Origin of the sequence: Stenotrophomonas maltophilia, from assembly GCF_002799155.1 — a bacterium.
GTDB classification, from domain to species: Bacteria; Pseudomonadota; Gammaproteobacteria; order Xanthomonadales; family Xanthomonadaceae; genus Stenotrophomonas; species Stenotrophomonas maltophilia_R.
Genome location: NZ_NERD01000002.1, coordinates 3,772,207 through 3,788,249, shown reverse-complemented (window position 1 = coordinate 3,788,249; position 16,043 = coordinate 3,772,207). Strand labels below are relative to the sequence as shown.

Sequence of the window (16,043 nt, the reverse complement as noted above, 5' to 3'; positions counted from 1 at the left end):
CCGCCGCTGATCCACCACCCACCGCACTGTTTCCGCTACCCACCCGCACCTTCGACAAGGAGATGTTCCGATGCGCCGCACTCTCATGATCGCCACCGCCACCGCGCTGCTGGCCCTGTCCTCCACCGCTTCTGCCCGCGATACCCGCGTGGAGCAGTCCCTGCAGGAACTGGTCAATTCGCAGGCCGCCAAGGACGCCGGCATCGACGGCAGCGTCCGCTTCTACCTGGCCGGCCAGCCGGTCAGCGTGCAGCAGCGCCTGGGCGAGGACGTGACCAACAAGAAGACCAACGCCGCCAACAAGAGCGATGCCGAGGCCTGCCGCTGGGTCGCACTGTCGGCGCTGCGCGCATTGCAGGACGGTGCCAAGTCGCGCGGCGCCAACGCCGTGGTCGACATCGTCAGCTACTACAAGAAGAACGAGTTCAAGAGCAGCACCAACTACGAGTGCTACGCCGGCGCCATCCTGGCCGGCGTTGCGCTGAAGGGCACCTACGCCAAGGTCAAGTAAGCGCCCGTGCGGCGGCGGTGCTGGCTGAACGCCGCCGCCACATTGCTGAACCCCGCTGGGGAAACGCCGTCGATCACGCCGCCATCGTCGGCTGACGGCTTTCCCCGGTGTCGGCTTTCCGACACAATCATGGCTCTTCCCGGGTTATCGTCCCGCGGACATGCACGCCTACGTCTATAAAAGCCAACTCAAGCCGGACACCTACGTCTACGTTCCCCGACGCGATGATTTCAGCACGCTGCCCGCGCCGCTGCTCACCTCGCTGGGGTCGCTCACCTTCGTCCTGGAGGTGGCCCTGGATGCCCAGCGCCGCCTGGCCCAGGCCGATCCTGAAAAGGTCCGCAGCGAAATGAGCGAACGTGGGTTCTACCTGCAGGTGCCGCCGTCGGTGGCCAGCCTGATGCCGCGGCACTATGACTGACGCCTCCCGTCCACGCGTCCTGTCGATCGCGTTCGCCGTGGGTGCCGTGCTGGCGCTGGGCGCCGCCGTGGGCGGCGTCCCGGGTGCCATCCTTGCCGCGCTGGCGCAGCCAGCGTTCGCGCTGGGTGTGTCGTGGTGGCGTCGCAGCCGCGCGCTGCTGCCGCTGAAGGTGGTCGCACGCCAGGACCTGCCCGCGCTGCTGGCGCTGTGGACCGCCGCACCGCTGCTGCTGGCGCTGCTGCTGGCCTGGCCACTGGCGGCGCTGCGCGACAGCGGCAGCCTGGCGGCGGTGCTGGGCCTGAGCGTACTGGTCAGTGCCGGCCTGCTGGCGGCTTGGCGCACCTGGCCGTTGTGGAATGACGTTGAACGCCTCGATGGCAGCCTGGCCCAGCACTGGCAGGCGCTGGCCGGGCGCGACCTGACCGCTTGGCGTGGTCTCGGTGTCGCGGCGCTGGTGATCGCGCTGGCCGCGCTGGTGGTGCTGCCGGCCTGGCCGGGCCTGTTGCCGGAAAGCGCGCGCTGGCCCGCCGCACTGGCGGTCGTGCTGCTGTCGCCTGTGCTGCACCTGATGCTGCAGCGGGTCGCGCCGGCGCCGCTGGTGTCGCTGCGCCCCAGTGCAGCGGCCAGCAGTGAACACGAACCGATGTTCCCCGCTGCGGCCGAAACCGCGCCGCTGGAGGCCATGGCGCCACAGGAACTGACACCGGCATTGTATGAAGCCGCCCGCCATGGCCGCATCGACCGTGCCCTGCAGCTGCTGCAGGCCGGTGCCGATCCCTATGCGCTGCCGGACCCGAACTGGCGCGACCAGCGCAGCCTGGCAGTACTGGCCGCAGTGCTGCCGGACCTGCGCCTGCTGCGCGAATTGATTGCCCGCGGTGTCGATGTGAACGGTCCGCACCGGGGCATGACCCCGCTGCTGGCCGCGACCCGCGACAGCTGGCATGGCCGCCCCGAAGCGGTGATGACCCTGCTCGCCAACGGCGCCGATTCGCGCGCGACCGATAGCGACGGCAACACCCCCTTGCACCATGCAGCCCGCAGTTCCGACCCGGGCGTGGCCGCGCTGCTGCGCGATGCCGCCGCCGAAGTCGATGCGCTGAACCGCGATGGCTGGTCGCCGCTGGCGGTGGCCTGCCAGGTGGGCAACTGGCGCCTGGCGCGCTTCCTGCTCGAGCGGGGTGCGCGCAGTGAACCGGCCGAAGGCACGCCGGTGCTGCTGGCCGCCGCCGCCACCGAAGACGACGATCCGGCCGGTGTGCAGCTGCTGCTCAAGCACAAGGCACGGGCCGACGCGCGTGATCGCCAGCGTCGCAGTGCGCTGCACGAGGCGGCGCTGGCCGGCCACGTGGAGATCATCGGCGTGCTGCTGGGCGCCGGTGCCAATCTGGAGGCGCGCGATGCACTGGGTCGCACGCCGTGGCTGGAAGCGGCCCGTGCCGGCCGAGCCGCGGTGGTCGAGCACCTGTTGCCGCACAAGCCGGACCTGGCCGCGGTCGACGGCGAAGGCCGCAATGCGGTGCAGCTGGCGGCCATGGCCGAGGATGTCTCACCGCTGCTGATCAAGCGCCTGGTCGAGCTGGGCATCGCCGCCGATGCCGCCGATCCGCTCGGTCGCCGCGCGGTGGACTATGCCGCCGAAGCCGGCCGCTGGGCGATCGTCGCCCTGCTGGACCCGTCATATCCCTTGCCGGCCGCCGTCAGTGATGGCCTGGCCGAACGCGGCGAAGCGGCCAGCGCCAGCGGCCTGCTGCCGGACCGCCCGCCGCTGACCCTGCTGCGCGAGGCACTTGGCTTCGGCAACACCGAAGGCATGGCCGCGCTGGCCAAGCTGTGCCAGCCGGAGGAACTGGGTGGCCTGCTGCTCGATCCGGAGCTGGCGCTGGAACCGCGTGCGGTCGACTGGCTGCTGGCCCACGGCGCCGATCCCTACGTGCGCGATGCCTGCGCCGACACGCCGATGTTCGCGCTGCTGTCGCGCGGCATCGATGCGGTGCCCGCGCTGCAGGTGATGCTGCAGCGTGGCCTGTCGCCAGCCGGCCGCGGCGGCCTGGCGCGGTTCCTGGCCGCCTGCGCGCAGCACGACCAGGCCGCGCGTGGCCTGGAACAGCTGGCGCTGGAACTGCTGGAGCGTGGCGCCGATCCGTTCGCCGCGTCGCCGGCCGGTGACCCGCCGTTGTCGCTGGCGGTGCGCCTGGGCTGGCTGCGCCTGCAGCTGGCCCTGCTCAAGGCCGGTGTCGATCGCGAAGCGCGCGACAGCCATGGCATGACCGCACTGCACCTGGCCACCGCGCTGGCCCGCGAAGGTGCGCTGAAGCTGCTGGTGCAGCACGGCGCCTCGCCGGAAGCACGCGCCGCCGATGGCCAGACGCCGCTGGGCGTCGCACTGTCGATTGGTCGCCGTGACCTGGCCGACTGGCTCGACTGGCGGGTGTGGCCGCTGCCGCGCCGTACCCTGCGCGAGGCCGATCTGCCGGCTGCCGCGATGGCCGGTGATGTGGACGCGGTGCGCCGCCTGATCGATCTGGGATTTGCCGTCGACGCGGTCGACGCACAGGGCTGCACCGCGCTGCTGCGTGCGGCCGGTGGCGGCCACCTGGCGGTGACCGACCTGCTGCTGGCGCGTGGCGCCGATCCGCAGCACGCCGCTGCCAGTGGTGCGACGCCGTTGTCGGCGGCGGTCAGCATGCGCCAGGTGGATATCGTTTCGGCCCTGCTTGATGCCGGCGCCAAGCTGGAGCACCGCCTGCCGGGCGGCGTGACCGTGCTGATGCTGGCCTCGGCGCTGGGCCTGCCGGACATCGTCGCGCGCCTGCTCACCGCCGGTGCCGACGTGCATGCCGGTGATGCGCAGCAGCTGGGGCCGCTGCACTGTGCTGCGCTGTACGGCTTCAGTGCCCGCGACCGTTCGCGCCTGCTGGCCCTGCTCGACACCCTGCTGCTGGCCGGGGCCGAACCGGACCAGGCCGCGGCCGGTTCGGTCACGCCGCTGCTGCTGCTGCTGGGCGCCCGTGCCGAGCCGGGCACCGCCTGCGACGAGCAGGTGGTGATGGCGGCGGTAGAGCGCCTGCTGGACGAGGACGTCAGCCTGGACGTGCGCGATCCGCGCGGCTTCGGCCCGCTGCATCTGGCCGCGCTGCATGGCCTGCCGCTGCTGGTGCAGCGCCTGCTGCGCGCCGGCGCCGATCCGGAAGTGCGCGACAGCCTCAACCGCAGCCCGCGCGAGATCGCGGTGATGCGTGGTTTCATTGACGTTGCTGGCGAGTTCGAACCGCGCGTGCCGGGCGTTTCGTCGATGGCGCGGTTCCTGCGCGACAACGGCTGATCCCTGGAAATGGTGCCGGCCAGCGGCCGGCACTACCGCAATCTGTGGTGGGTGCCGACCGTTGGTCGGCACGCCTACTTGTCGTCGCTCTCCGCGTCGGCCTCGAACAGGTGCATCAGGTCGTTGCGTGCATCGCGCGAGGTCTGGATCACCGCGGCCTCGTCGTCGTAGACCAGGTACTGGTCGCGCAGCAGCTGCTCGTCGTGCTCACGGAAGCGCTGCACGTGGCGTTCGGCCACTTCAGGTGCAACACCCAATGCAGTCAGCACGCGCCCGCTCATTTCCAGGCTGGTGCCGAACACTTCGCGGAACGGTTCGGCCGACATGTCCATCAGGCGCCACGCGTGCTGGCGGTTGCGTGCACGCGCCAGCACCTTTGCGTCCGGGTACAGCCGGCGCACCATGCGCACTGCGCGAAGGTTGGTTTCCGGGTCATCCACAGTGATCACGAACACATCGATGTGCTCGCCGCCTGCTGCGCGCAGCATCTCCGGCCGGGTCGGGTCGCCGTAGTACAGCTGGTTGCCGAAGCGGCGCAGGTCGGCCACGGTGTCCGGGTTCGCCTCCAGCGCTACGAACGGCACCTTCTGCGCGGTCAGCAGGCGCGCGATCACCTGGCCGAAGCGGCCCATGCCGGCGATCAGCACCTTGGGCCGGTTGTCCGGCGCCACCTTGTCCGCCTCGGCGGCCTGGTGCGGCACCGCCTTCTCCCGGCCGAGCAGCTTGAGCAGCGCGATCATCAGCAGCGGTGTGATCGCCATCGACAGGCCGACGATCGCCACCAGCCGGTCATGGTTGGCGTTGCCCAGCAGGTGCGCGCGCTGTGCTTCGTTGAACACCACGAAGGCGAACTCGCCACCCAGCCACAGCACGCTGCCCAGCAGCAGCGACTGCCGTGACCCTAGCTTTGCAATGCGGCCAATCACGTACAGCAGGCTGAACTTGACCACCAGCAGGATCGCCACGCCGGCCGCGATCAGCCAGGGCTCGGCCGCGATGCGGTCGAGGTCGATGCCCATGCCCACCGCGATGAAGAACAGGCCCAGCAGCAGGCCCTTGAACGGCTCGATCTGCGCCTCCAGTTCGTGCCGGAACTCCGAATCGGACAGCAGCACGCCGGCCAGGAACGCGCCGAGGCTGGGGCTGAGGCCGGCCTCCTGCATGAACCAGGCGGTGCCCAGCACCACCAGCAGCGCGGTAGCGGTGAATACCTCCGGGCTGCGGGTGCGCGCGATGATGCTGAACACCTTGCGCAGCACCGGCCGCCCGCACAGGATCACCACGGCCAGCGCGCCGAGCGCGACGGCGGCGTCTTCCCAGCGCAGGGTCTCGTTCTTTACTCCGCCCAGCAGCGGGATGGCCGCCAGCAGCGGGATCGCGATCAGGTCCTGGAACAGCAGGATGGCGAAGCCCAGCCGGCCATGGTCGCTGTTGATCGCCTTGTGCTCGGACAGCAGCTGCAGGCCGACTGCGGTGGACGACAGCGCCAGTGCCACGCCCACCACCAGCGCGCTCTTCCACTGGAAATGGTCGAGCAGCAGCAGGCCGCCCAGCACCAGCCCGGACAGCGCCACCTGCGCCGCACCGGCACCGAACACCGAGCGCCGCATCACCTTCAGGCGTGCTGGTGACAGCTCCAGGCCGATCACGAACAGCAGCATCACCACGCCGATCTCGGCGGCGCCAAGGATGCGGTCGGCATCCTGCACGAAGCCCAGCCCGTCCGGGCCGAGCACCACGCCGGCCGCCAGGTAGCCCAGCACTGCGCCGAAGCCGAACTTCTTGAACACCGGCACGGCGATGACCGCCGCCAGCAGCAGCACCAGGGCCAGTTCCAGACCACCGCTATGCATGGGAGTACCTGGTCATCGGGAGAGCCCGCTGTGCGTCCGTTCGGGTGGGGGAGGGCGTGGCGAGTGCCACCGCGTCATTATGCGCGCCGGCCTGTGTATGCACGAGAACAACCTGCCGGGCAGGCGCCCTGCGCAAGGCTGCCGGGTTGACCTGCATGGCCCACCGGTCCAGACTGCCCGCCGCTGGCGGCGCGTCCGTCGGCACACGCATCCCGGAGTCCCCAACCCATGTCCAGCGACAGTAGAAGTCGACCTCGTTCGACGCCAGCGATGGCCACCGCCTGACATCGGGACGGTTTGCCTGCGTTGGCGTTGCGCGAGGTCGCACCCCACAAGGCAAAACCGATGAACCAGAAGCAACTGCTGCGCCCGGTGGCCGATGCCGCCGCACTGGCCGCACCGCTGGCGAACTACAACACCGCCGACGCGGTGGAATTCCTCAACACGCTGGAACTGGCCCGCGCCGCGGAAACGCTGGCCGCGCTCCCGTTGCCGCGTGCAGTGAAGATGCTTGAAGCGCCGGAGCTGCACCGCAGCGGCGAGCTGGTGGCCGCGCTGCCGCCGGCGCGGGCTGCGGCTCTGCTGGGCCTGATGGCCGACGACCGCGCCACCGACATCGTCCACGAGCTGGACGAGGACGAACGCGCGCGGCTGATCCCACTGCTGGGCACCGATGCCCGCCAGGCCATCCAGAAGCTGCTCAGCTACCCGCCGAACACTGCCGGTGCGCTGATGACCACCGAGTACGTGGCGGTGCCCGCCAGCTGGACCGTGGCGCAGACCCTGCAGCACATCCGCCAGGTCGAGCGCACCCGCGAGACGGTGTACGCGATCTACGTGCTGGAGCCGGCCAGCCAGCAGCTGCAGCAGGTTGTGACCATGCGCCGGCTGATCACCGGCCTGCCCGAGGAGTCGATCCTGGACGTGGCCCAGGTCAATCCGCCGGTAACGGTGGACGCGCTGATGGACCAGGAAGAAGTGGCGCGGCTGATCCGCCGCCACGACCTGCTGGCGATCCCGGTGGTCGACGCGCAGCAGCAGATGCTCGGCATCGTTACCGTGGACGACGTGCTCGATGCGCTGATCGAAGAATCCACCGAGGACGCGCACAAGTTCGGCGGCATGGAAGCACTGGACAAGCCGTACATGCAGATCGGCTTCTTCGAGATGCTGCGCAAGCGCGCCGGCTGGCTGAGCGTGCTGTTCCTGGGCGAGATGCTGACCGCCAGCGCGATGCAGCACTACGAGGACGAACTGGCGCGTGCGGTGGTGCTGACCCTGTTCATCCCACTGATCATGAGTTCGGGCGGCAACTCCGGTTCGCAGGCCACCTCGTTGCTGATCCGCAGCCTGGCGCTGCGTGAACTGCGCCTGCGCGACTGGTGGAAGGTGGCCCTGCGCGAAGTGCCGACCGGCATGGTGCTGGGCGCCATCCTCGGCTGCCTGGCCATCGTGCGCATCGTGATCTGGCAGCTGGGTGGCCTGCATGACTACGGCGAGCACTGGATCCTGCTGGCGATCACCATCGGCGCGGCCCTGGTCGGCATCGTCACCTTCGGTTCGCTGTCCGGCTCGATGCTGCCCTTCATCCTCAAGCGGCTTGGTTTCGACCCGGCCAGCGCCTCGGCCCCGTTCGTGGCCACCCTGGTGGACGTTACCGGGCTGGTGATCTATTTCAGCATCGCCGCGATGATCCTGCACGGCACGCTGCTGTAACAAAAAGGGGACGGAGGGGATTAAGTCGTTTGTGCACAAACGACTTAATCCCCTCCGTCCCCTTTTTTGGGTACCGTAGGCGCATGAGTACCTACCACCTGCAGTCCGTGTTCCGTCCGCAGTCGGTCGCGGTGATCGGCGGCAGCCCGCGTGAGCGCTCGGCGGGGCGTGCAGTGATGCGCAACCTGCGCGGCACCGGCTTTCCCGGCAAGGTGGCGTGGGTCAATCCGCGGCATGCCGAGATCGATGGCATCCGCACGGTCAAGCGGCTGAAGGACCTGGACTGGGTGCCCGACCTGGTGGTGATCACCGCACCGGCGGCGATCGTGCCGCAGGTGGTGCGCACTGCCGCCGAGCGTGGCGTGCAGGCGGCGATCATCCTCACCGCGCACCTGGGCGAAGGCCCGGGTTCGCCGTCGGCGCAGGTCGAAGCGGTGGCCCGCAAGCATGGCCTGCGCATCCTCGGCCCGCACTGCCTGGGCGTGATCGCACCGCATGCGCGGCTCAACGCGAGCATCGCCGCGCACTTCCCGCAGGCTGGCGACCTCGCGCTGATCTCCGAATCCTCGGCCATTGCCGCTGCGCTGGTGGAATGGGGCGTGGCGCGCTCGGTCGGCTTCTCCGCCGTGGTCTCGCTGGGCGACACGATGGACGTCGACTTCGGTGACCTGCTCGACTACTTCGCCACCGATTACCGCACCCGCGCCATCCTGCTCTACGTCGAGCAGATCAAGGACGCGCGCAAGTTCATGTCGGCCGCGCGTGCCGCCGCACGCGCCAAGCCGGTGGTGGTGGTGAAGTCCGGCCGCGCCGAACGCGTGCAGCCAGGCAGCCGCGATACCCATGTGCAGGCCCTGGCCCGCGCCGACGATGTGTACGGGGCGGCCTTCAACCGCGCCGGCCTGCTGCGCGTGGGGGCGCTGGACGAGCTGTTCACCGCCGCCGAGTCACTGGGCCGGCTGGGCACCTTCCCCGGTCGCCGCCTGGCCATCCTCAGCAACGGTGGCGGTGTCGGCCGCCTTGCCGTGGACCAGCTGATCGCATTGCGTGGCACGCTGGCCAACCTGTCCGACAGCACCATCGAGAAGCTCGACGCGGCGTTGCCGCAGGGCTGGTCGCGCAGCAATCCGGTCGACATCGTGGTCGACGCCGATGGTGACCGCTACGCCGCGGCCATCGAAGCGCTGCTGGCCGACAATGAGAATGACGCGGTGATGGTGGTCAACGTGCCGACCGCGTTCACCTCATCGGCGGACGCCGCGCAGGCGCTCACCCGCACGCTCGGCCTGCGCCCGCGCCATCATCGCGACAAGCCGGTGTTTGCGGTGTGGCTGGGCAACGACGACCAGGCTACCGCCACGCTCAACGCAGCACGGGTGCCGACCTACCCGACCGAGGCCGAGGCCGTACGTGGCTTCCAGCACCTGGTGCGCTATCGCGAAGCGCAGAACGCCTTGATGGAAACGCCGCCCAGCCTGCCGCAGGACTTCAGCGTCGACACAGCCGCCGCACGCACGCTGGTCGATGCCGCACTGGCCAACGGCCAGCAGTGGCTGGACCCGCTGGCCACCCATGAACTGCTCAAGGCCTATGGCATTCCCTCCGCGCCGGTGATGCACGCGCGCGATGCGCACGAGGCGATGGACCTGGCGCAGCCGCTGCTGGAACGCGGTGCCACGGTTGCTCTGAAGATTCTCTCGCCGGATATTCCGCACAAGTCGGAAGTGGATGGCGTGCGCCTGAACCTGTCCACGCTGCCGGCGGTGCAGAGCGCGGCCAACGCGATCCTGTCGCGCGCACGCCAGCTGCGGCCGGATGCGCGCATCGATGGCCTGCTGGTACAGCCGACCATCGTCCGCCCGAAGGCGCGCGAACTGATCGTCGGCATCGCCGATGACGCGACGTTCGGTCCGGTGATCGTGGTCGGCCGTGGCGGTACTGCCGTCGAAGTGATCAATGACAAGGCGTTGGCGCTGCCGCCGCTGGATCTACGCTTGGCTCACGAGTTGATCGGCCAGACCCGGGCCTCGCGCATCCTCAAGGCCTACGGCGATGTGCCCGCCGCCGATGAGCGCGCACTGGCGCTGGCGCTGGTCAAGCTGGCGCAGTTGGCCGCCGACATTCCCGAAGTGCGTACGCTGGACATCAATCCGCTGCTGGTCGACGGCAAGGGCATCCTCGCCCTCGACGCACGCGTGGCGGTGGCGCCGTCGCGCATCCTGCACAAGGGCCGCGGCCACCCACGCTTCTCGGTGTTCCCGTACCCGAAGGAGTGGGAGCGCACCATCGAACTGTCCGATGGCGGCCGTGCCTTCGTGCGCCCGGTGCGGCCGGAAGACGACGCACTGTTCCGTGCGTTCTTCGCCCGTGTCAGCGACGAGGACCTGCGCCTGCGCTTCTTCCAGTCGGTGAAGCACTTCAGTCACGAGTTCATCGCGCGCCTGACCCAGCTCGACTACGCACGCTCGATCGCACTGGTGGCGATCGAGCCACGCAGCGGGGAAATGCTGGGCGCAGTGCGCCTGCACGCCGACGCGGACTATCACCGTGGCGAGTACGGCATCCTGATCCGCTCGGACCTGAAGGGCCACGGCATCGGTTGGCGCCTGATGGCGATCATGATCGAGTATGCCAAGTGGCTGGGCCTGGACGTGGTCGAAGGCCAAGTGCTGCGCGAGAACAGCACCATGCTGGCGATGTGCCAGAGCCTGGGCTTCAAGACGAAGCTGGACCCGGACGACCCGACGGTGATGATGGTGACCCTGCCGGTGCAGCAGGTCGAGGTGCCTGAAGTGCCGCCGGCGGCGTGATCCGCGCTCGGCGGTGCACCGGTCCTACCGCATTGGTTCCACCACCACCGCCGTGCCATAGCACAGCACCTCGGTCAGCCCGGTCATCACATCGGTGGCGTCGTAGCGCATGCCGATGATCGCGTTGGCACCCAGCTGCCGCGCATGCTTGACCATGTCGCGGTAGGTTTCCTCGCGGGCCTGTTCGCACAGCTCGGTGTAGATGGTGATGTTGCCGCCGAAGATCGTCTGGATGCCGCCCAGGAAGTTGCCGACGATCGAACGCGAGCGCACGGTGATGCCGCGTACCACACCGAGGTTGCGCACGACGCGGTGCCCGGGCAGCTCGAAGGCGGTGGTGACCAGCGCATCGTCGAAGCGCAGTGCCGGCGGAGAAGAGGTGCCGCTGTTGTAGGGGTCTGCCATGGTCGCGTCCGTGTTGTAGGGTCGAGCTTGCCTGACTCTACAACGCAACCGCCCGTTGCGGCATGGTTCCGTCACCGCGCTGGCGCGACAATACCCCCATGACCGACCGTATTCCCCTGTTGATGCTGCCCGGCCTGCTCAACGACGCCGAGCTGTGGCGCGCGCAGCTGGCCGACCTGGCCGATATCGCCGACTGCACCGTGGGCGACCAGACCCGTGGCGAGACCCTGCAGGCGGTGGCCGAAGACGTGCTGGCGCAGGCACCGGAGCGCTTTGCGCTGGCTGGTTTCTCGCTGGGAGGTTTCGTGGCCCAGCAGATCCTGCGCATCGCGCCGGAGCGGGTGCTGCAGCTGGCGCTGATCGACACCTCGATCCACGCCGACTCACCCGAGCGGGCCGAGCAGCGCCGCAGCCAACGTGCCAGCGTGCGCCTGCCGGGGAAATTCCACGGCTTCGGTGATGTGCTGATGCGCAGCTACATCGATGCTTCGCGGCTGGATGACTACGTGCTGGTGCAGCGTGTGCGCGACATGACCGCCCGCCTGGGCGCGGACGTGTTCCTGCGCCAGAGCGCGCTGGAACGCCGCGATGGCCATGATGTGCTGGCCGGCTACCGCGATCCGCTGCTGATCGTGTGCGGCGCGAACGATCGCATCACCCCGCTGGCGGTGAGCGAGGAAATGCACGCGATGGTGCCGCACTCGCAGCTGGTGGTGGTGCCTGATTGCGGGCACCTGGCACCGATGGAAAAACCGGACGAGGTCAGTGCGGCGATGCGCGGGTGGTTGCTGCAGAAGTGACTGCATCCGGTCCAGCCGGCGCCTGGTTCCAGCCCATCCAGTTGTAGACGTGGTAGCGCAGAACGCCGATACGCTCATGCAGCATCACTTCCACCAGCAGTAGATTGAATGTGGAGGGCAACCACCCACGGGTGGCACGGAGGTGGTCACTGGGCAGGCCCTCGGCCCCGACACCGAAGTGACGGAAGTAGATCAGGCTCCGCGTGAGATGCAGGCCTGAGGTCACCAGCACCACTCGCGAGCTGTTGCGCCCGATGATCGCACTGCTGTTTCTGGCGTTCTGCCAGGTGTTGCTGCTGGCACGCTCGCGGACAATCTTCTCGGTGGGCACGCCCAGGGCAATCAGTTCCCTTGCGTAGACATCGGCCTCAGCGGCATCGCCCGTGGCAGTGACGCCTCCGCTGGCAAGCACGGTACAGACTTCCCCCGTGCGGTCGCATTCGTGGTAACGCTGTGCAGCCCTCATCAGGCGGCTATAACCGGCCAGCCCGGGCCTGGGGCCACGGGCATCGTGATCGATGCCAGCACCCAGCACTACGATCACAGTGCGCGGATGGAGCGCATGTTCAGTGACAAGCGGCGTGTCCTGCGCACGGTCCAGCAGCCATTGCGTGATGGGCGTGCTGGCGCTGGCTGCAATGGCCAGCGGAAGCGTCGCCAGGAGAGCGGCACTGCGCAGGCGTCGTTTCAGGACCAGCGCGCCGCATGAAAGCAGCAGGAGAAGTGTCAATGTCAGCATGGTGGTCCATAGGGGAAGTTTGAAAGGATTCCGATGGCATGGAGAGATCGTTGCCTACATGCTGGATGCCATGGACCTGAAGCGACTTTCACTCCCGACCCGATGTGCTGTCATCGTAGGCGGAATCATGCTCGCGATTGCCGCAGGGTATCTGCTGGGTGGCGGCTTCCCGCAGTTCTTCGTACAGATCCATCAGCGGATGCAGTAGCTCGTGAGTCCTGCATGCTGACGCCTGAAGTCTATGGTCAGGCGCAACCGGGCGCTGGAGTGGGCTCGTTCAGGTGTTGAATGCGATAGACGGGGGAAGGCAATGCAAGGCTTGAATTCACGGGTTGGGCTGAACCCGGGGTCGCGCGCCATGGAACGACCCGAGCTCGGAGAGGGCTCGATGCTCTGTCTCATTGCGGCAACATCACCTCACCACTTGCCATCATTCACCGCGGCGTTGGACGGGGCGATCTCGCAATGGATGAGCAAGGCAAAGGAAGAGTCCTTCGGTGGCATGGAGCAGGAGCTGGCGCGCCTGCATGCCCTGAAGAGTGTTACCTCGGCGTTGGGCAGCGCCGGGGTTGCACAAGCCTGCGACGCGCTGAGTGACTGTCTCCGCTCGGGTACAGAAGCGTGCGCTGTGCGGCGGCGGGCATGCGCGTTGGCGCTGTCTGCGCAGCGTCTTCTGCATCGTGCGACGACGCATTTCCTGATGGAAGGGGGCTGACGTGAACGAGCCCCGTGTGTCCTCGCAGGCCTTTGCACCGGCAGCGTTGCTGCAGGCAGCCCGTGCGCTGGAGATGCACCGCCTGGCTTGGCTTCTGTCGTGCCTGCAGGAGCCACGCGCCAGCGGATTCCGGGTGCTGCTGCAGGCACTGGTGGTGCTGTGGTGCTGGCTGTGGGTGGATGGTCCGCAGCCGGTTCTGGCCAATGAGGCGGCCCGCGTGTTGCCGGAGGCCGTTGCACTGCTTGTGGTATCCGTGACATGGGCACTCCTTGCAAGGCTCTGCATGGAGCGCTGGCACCGCTGGTGCGATGGGGTAGGCCTCCTGCTCAGCTTGGCAATGGTTGCGATCCAGGTGGACGCGGCGTTCATCCTGCTGATGACGCTCAATGCAGCCCTGCCTTTCCTCGTGATCTCCGCCACCGCGGTGTATGGCCGCAGGGCAATTGCTCCCGCGATCGCATCGACTGCGCTGGCATTGTTGTGGGCCGCGCCTGAAGGCTATTGGGTCTCTCGACCCGCCTACCTGGCCTACGCGCTGGCATTGACGATCCTGTTGCCGTTGGTAGTAGCGTCGCTGGTAGCCGCGATGCGTGACATAGCGCTGCGCGCCATTGCTTCGCGTGAGGCGCAGGGCCGATTCGTCAGTACGATGAGCCACGAGCTGCGAACGCCGCTGAACGCCATCATCAGTGGGATCCAACTGCTGGAGGTGGGTACGGTGGGTACGGCCCAACGGCATGCACTGGCGACGGTCGCAAGACAGGCGCAGGCGCTCAGGCACCGCATCGATGATGTACTGGACGTAGCCAGCATCGATGGTGGTCGGTTGCGGTTGCGGCTTCATCCTTGTTCGCTGCGGTCGCTCATTGAAGGCGTGCAGGCAACCTGCATGCCCGCGGCCGCCGACAAGGGCGTACTTCTGCAGATGGATGGGAGCGAGCCAGATGTATGGATGCTGGCAGACGGCGGCCGTATCGAACAGGTGGTGACCAATCTTGTCTGCAACGCCATCAAGTTCAGCCCGATGGCGGGCGAGGTGTGGGTATCCATTGATGCCGTCCCATCGGGCGACGACTGGCAGCTTCAGATCGAGGTCTGCGATTCCGGCACGGGGATCGATGGCGCGGATCTGGAGATGATCTTCTCGCCATTCGTACAGCTCAGCCAGGGCGAGGCACGCTGCGAGCAGGGTGTCGGGCTGGGGCTGTACATCGTGCGGCTGATTTCCGATGCCATGGGTGGAACGATCAGCGTGGGCCGCAGTGAAGCAGGCGGTGCCTCGTTCGTGTGGCGCTTCACGGTGGCCTCCACCTCGGAGGTGGACCCTCTTCCTTCCCTTGAACAGCTTCTTCAGTCACACGCAGCGTCGGTTCGATCGCTGCACTGCCTGCTGTTCGAGGATGTGGAAACCAACCGTGACGTGGTGGAACGCCTGCTTCAGAGCGCCGGCCATCGCCTGAGCTCCCGCCATGATGGCCACGATGCGCGGGAAGTGATCAAGGCACTCGGGCCCGATGTGGTGCTGCTGGATCTGCACATGCCGGGCTGCAGCGGATGGGAGGTGCTGGAGTCGGTGGCCAGGGTCCCCGGCGCGCCACCGGTTCTTGTAATGAGCGCGGATACGCGGGTACAGGTGATTGAAAGAGCCCGTGCGCTGGGGGCTGCCGGTTTTCTATGCAAGCCACTGGATATCCACGACGTGCTGGACATGTTGCGCGGTGTTGCAGGACGCGGTGGTTCGGGTGCAACTGTGCAGGACCAGGTTCCAACCATTCCGGCGGCGGGGCGCTTCCGGTAGGTGCCGACCTTGGTCGGCACGATGTTTCATCGATCGATCAGACGTCTGCGCCGACCAAGGCCGGCGCCTACCAGGGCCGTTGCGCGCCGTCGTTGGAATCAATCCCAGGCCGGGGCGATGCCTTCCGGGTTGGCCAGGCGGTGGCCGCGGTCGAGCCTGGCGATCTGTGCCAGGTCTTCGTCGGTCAGGCGGATCGCCGCCGCTTCCAGGTTGCTGGACAGGTTCTCGCGCTTGGTCGATGACGGGATCACCGAGAAGCCCTGCTGCAGCGCCCAGGCCAGCGCGATCTGCGCCGGGGTGGCCTGGTGGCGGCCGGCAATGGCCTGGATCACCGGGTCCTTGATCACCTCGCCATAGGCCAGGCTCATGTAGGCGGTGACGTGGATGCCGTTGTCCTGCAGGAACTTCACCAGCAGGCGGTTCTGCAGGTAGGGATGGACTTCGATCTGATTGGTGGCGATGGCATCGGCACCGAGGATGCCGATCGCCTTGCGGGTCTGCGCGACGGTGAAATTGGAAATGCCGATCTCACGGGTCAGGCCCTGCGCCTTGGCTTCGGCCAGTGCGGCCAGGTACTCCTCCATCGGCACGTCGACCTTGTCGTTCGGCGAAGGCCAGTGGATCAGCGCCAGATCCACCTGGTCGGTGCGGAGCTTTTCCAGGCTGGTGCGCAGGCTGGCCAGCAGCGCATCGCGCTTGAACGCGGTGATCCAGACCTTGGTGGTCAGGTAGATCTCATCGCGCGGCACGCCGGAGTCGGCGATGGCCTGGCCGACGTCGGCTTCGTTGCCGTAGATCTGCGCGGTATCGATGGCGCGGTAGCCGACCGCCAGCGCATTGCGCACGGAGTCGATCACGGTCTGGTCTTTCAGGCGGAAGGTGCCGAGACCGAAGGCGGGGACAGTCATGGGGGCTCCAGCAGAAGGGGAGGGAGGCGGGAACATCCGGCA

Annotated in this window: 12 protein-coding genes; 8 read left to right on the top strand and 4 right to left on the bottom strand. The window is 67.9% G+C overall.

Annotated features, from left to right (window positions below; translation table 11 throughout):
- Positions 1-70 precede the first annotated feature (70 nt).
- The 3 genes from B9Y82_RS18060 to B9Y82_RS18050 all read left to right on the top strand — a co-directional run bounded on the left by B9Y82_RS18060 (position 71) and on the right by B9Y82_RS18050 (position 4,257).
- Complete coding sequence (locus B9Y82_RS18060; protein ID WP_100474669.1) at positions 71-511, top strand: excinuclease ATPase subunit; 441 nt, start codon at positions 71-73, stop codon at positions 509-511.
- 160 nt (positions 512-671) lie between these two features.
- The gene (locus B9Y82_RS18055; protein ID WP_100474666.1) at positions 672-932 is read left to right on the top strand and encodes a YcgL domain-containing protein; all 261 of its coding nucleotides are present in this window, start codon (positions 672-674) and stop codon (positions 930-932) included.
- Positions 925-4,257: an ankyrin repeat domain-containing protein gene (locus B9Y82_RS18050; RefSeq protein WP_100474663.1), complete on the top strand. Its 3,333-nt coding sequence runs from the start codon at positions 925-927 to the stop codon at positions 4,255-4,257. Before B9Y82_RS18055 ends, B9Y82_RS18050 begins: the two co-directional genes overlap by 8 nt.
- Positions 4,258-4,331: 74 nt before the next feature.
- Here B9Y82_RS18050 and B9Y82_RS18045 read toward each other — a convergent pair whose 3' ends face one another.
- Positions 4,332-6,110, bottom strand: a complete 1,779-nt coding sequence (locus tag B9Y82_RS18045) for a monovalent cation:proton antiporter-2 (CPA2) family protein (protein WP_100474660.1) — start codon at positions 6,108-6,110, stop codon at positions 4,332-4,334.
- Positions 6,111-6,455: 345 nt separating this feature from the next.
- Between B9Y82_RS18045 and mgtE the strand changes: the two genes are divergently transcribed.
- Both mgtE and B9Y82_RS18030 read left to right on the top strand, forming a co-directional pair.
- Positions 6,456-7,826 (top strand): magnesium transporter, encoded by a 1,371-nt coding sequence (gene mgtE, locus B9Y82_RS18035; RefSeq protein WP_100474654.1) that lies wholly within the window; start codon positions 6,456-6,458, stop codon positions 7,824-7,826.
- 83 nt (positions 7,827-7,909) lie between these two features.
- Positions 7,910-10,636: a bifunctional acetate--CoA ligase family protein/GNAT family N-acetyltransferase gene (locus tag B9Y82_RS18030; protein ID WP_100474651.1), complete on the top strand. Its 2,727-nt coding sequence runs from the start codon at positions 7,910-7,912 to the stop codon at positions 10,634-10,636.
- A gap of 24 nt (positions 10,637-10,660) precedes the next feature.
- Here B9Y82_RS18030 and B9Y82_RS18025 read toward each other — a convergent pair whose 3' ends face one another.
- A complete protein-coding gene (locus B9Y82_RS18025) occupies positions 10,661-11,041 on the bottom strand; it encodes a YbjQ family protein (RefSeq protein ID WP_100474648.1) in 381 nt (126 codons plus the stop codon).
- 98 nt (positions 11,042-11,139) lie between these two features.
- On the opposite strand from B9Y82_RS18025, the gene B9Y82_RS18020 reads away from it, so the two are divergent.
- The gene (locus tag B9Y82_RS18020) at positions 11,140-11,841 is read left to right on the top strand and encodes an alpha/beta fold hydrolase (protein WP_100474645.1); all 702 of its coding nucleotides are present in this window, start codon (positions 11,140-11,142) and stop codon (positions 11,839-11,841) included.
- On the opposite strand, the gene B9Y82_RS18015 is transcribed toward B9Y82_RS18020, so the two are convergent.
- The gene (locus tag B9Y82_RS18015; RefSeq protein WP_100474642.1) at positions 11,804-12,580 is read right to left on the bottom strand and encodes a YdcF family protein; all 777 of its coding nucleotides are present in this window, start codon (positions 12,578-12,580) and stop codon (positions 11,804-11,806) included. The genes B9Y82_RS18020 and B9Y82_RS18015 overlap by 38 nt on opposite strands.
- 358 nt (positions 12,581-12,938) lie before the next feature.
- On the opposite strand from B9Y82_RS18015, the gene B9Y82_RS18005 reads away from it, so the two are divergent.
- Together B9Y82_RS18005 and B9Y82_RS18000 are read left to right on the top strand one after the other, a co-directional pair.
- A complete protein-coding gene (locus B9Y82_RS18005) occupies positions 12,939-13,295 on the top strand; it encodes a hypothetical protein (protein ID WP_238381636.1) in 357 nt (118 codons plus the stop codon).
- A 1-nt stretch (position 13,296) separates the two neighbouring features.
- Positions 13,297-15,093, top strand: a complete 1,797-nt coding sequence (locus tag B9Y82_RS18000; RefSeq protein WP_238381635.1) for an ATP-binding response regulator — start codon at positions 13,297-13,299, stop codon at positions 15,091-15,093.
- A 98-nt stretch (positions 15,094-15,191) separates the two neighbouring features.
- Here the strand turns inward: B9Y82_RS18000 and dkgB are convergent, their stop codons facing one another.
- Positions 15,192-16,001 (bottom strand): 2,5-didehydrogluconate reductase DkgB, encoded by an 810-nt coding sequence (gene dkgB, locus B9Y82_RS17995; RefSeq protein WP_100474632.1) that lies wholly within the window; start codon positions 15,999-16,001, stop codon positions 15,192-15,194.
- Positions 16,002-16,043 lie beyond the last annotated feature (42 nt).

Excerpts from the sequence above, each read along its gene's own strand:
- B9Y82_RS18045 (WP_100474660.1), bottom strand. The coding sequence starts at position 6,110 with ATGCATAGCGGTGGTCTGGAACTGGCCCTGGTGCTGCTGCTGGCGGCG.
- B9Y82_RS18025 (WP_100474648.1), bottom strand. The coding sequence starts at position 11,041 with ATGGCAGACCCCTACAACAGCGGCACCTCTTCTCCGCCGGCACTGCGC.
- B9Y82_RS18020 (WP_100474645.1), top strand. The coding sequence starts at position 11,140 with ATGACCGACCGTATTCCCCTGTTGATGCTGCCCGGCCTGCTCAACGAC.
- B9Y82_RS18005 (WP_238381636.1), top strand. The coding sequence starts at position 12,939 with ATGGAACGACCCGAGCTCGGAGAGGGCTCGATGCTCTGTCTCATTGCG.
- B9Y82_RS18060 (WP_100474669.1), top strand. The coding sequence starts at position 71 with ATGCGCCGCACTCTCATGATCGCCACCGCCACCGCGCTGCTGGCCCTG.
- mgtE (WP_100474654.1), top strand. The coding sequence starts at position 6,456 with ATGAACCAGAAGCAACTGCTGCGCCCGGTGGCCGATGCCGCCGCACTG.
- B9Y82_RS18030 (WP_100474651.1), top strand. The coding sequence starts at position 7,910 with ATGAGTACCTACCACCTGCAGTCCGTGTTCCGTCCGCAGTCGGTCGCG.
- B9Y82_RS18015 (WP_100474642.1), bottom strand. The coding sequence starts at position 12,580 with ATGCTGACATTGACACTTCTCCTGCTGCTTTCATGCGGCGCGCTGGTC.
- dkgB (WP_100474632.1), bottom strand. The coding sequence starts at position 16,001 with ATGACTGTCCCCGCCTTCGGTCTCGGCACCTTCCGCCTGAAAGACCAG.
- B9Y82_RS18050 (WP_100474663.1), top strand. The coding sequence starts at position 925 with ATGACTGACGCCTCCCGTCCACGCGTCCTGTCGATCGCGTTCGCCGTG.
- B9Y82_RS18055 (WP_100474666.1), top strand. The coding sequence starts at position 672 with ATGCACGCCTACGTCTATAAAAGCCAACTCAAGCCGGACACCTACGTC.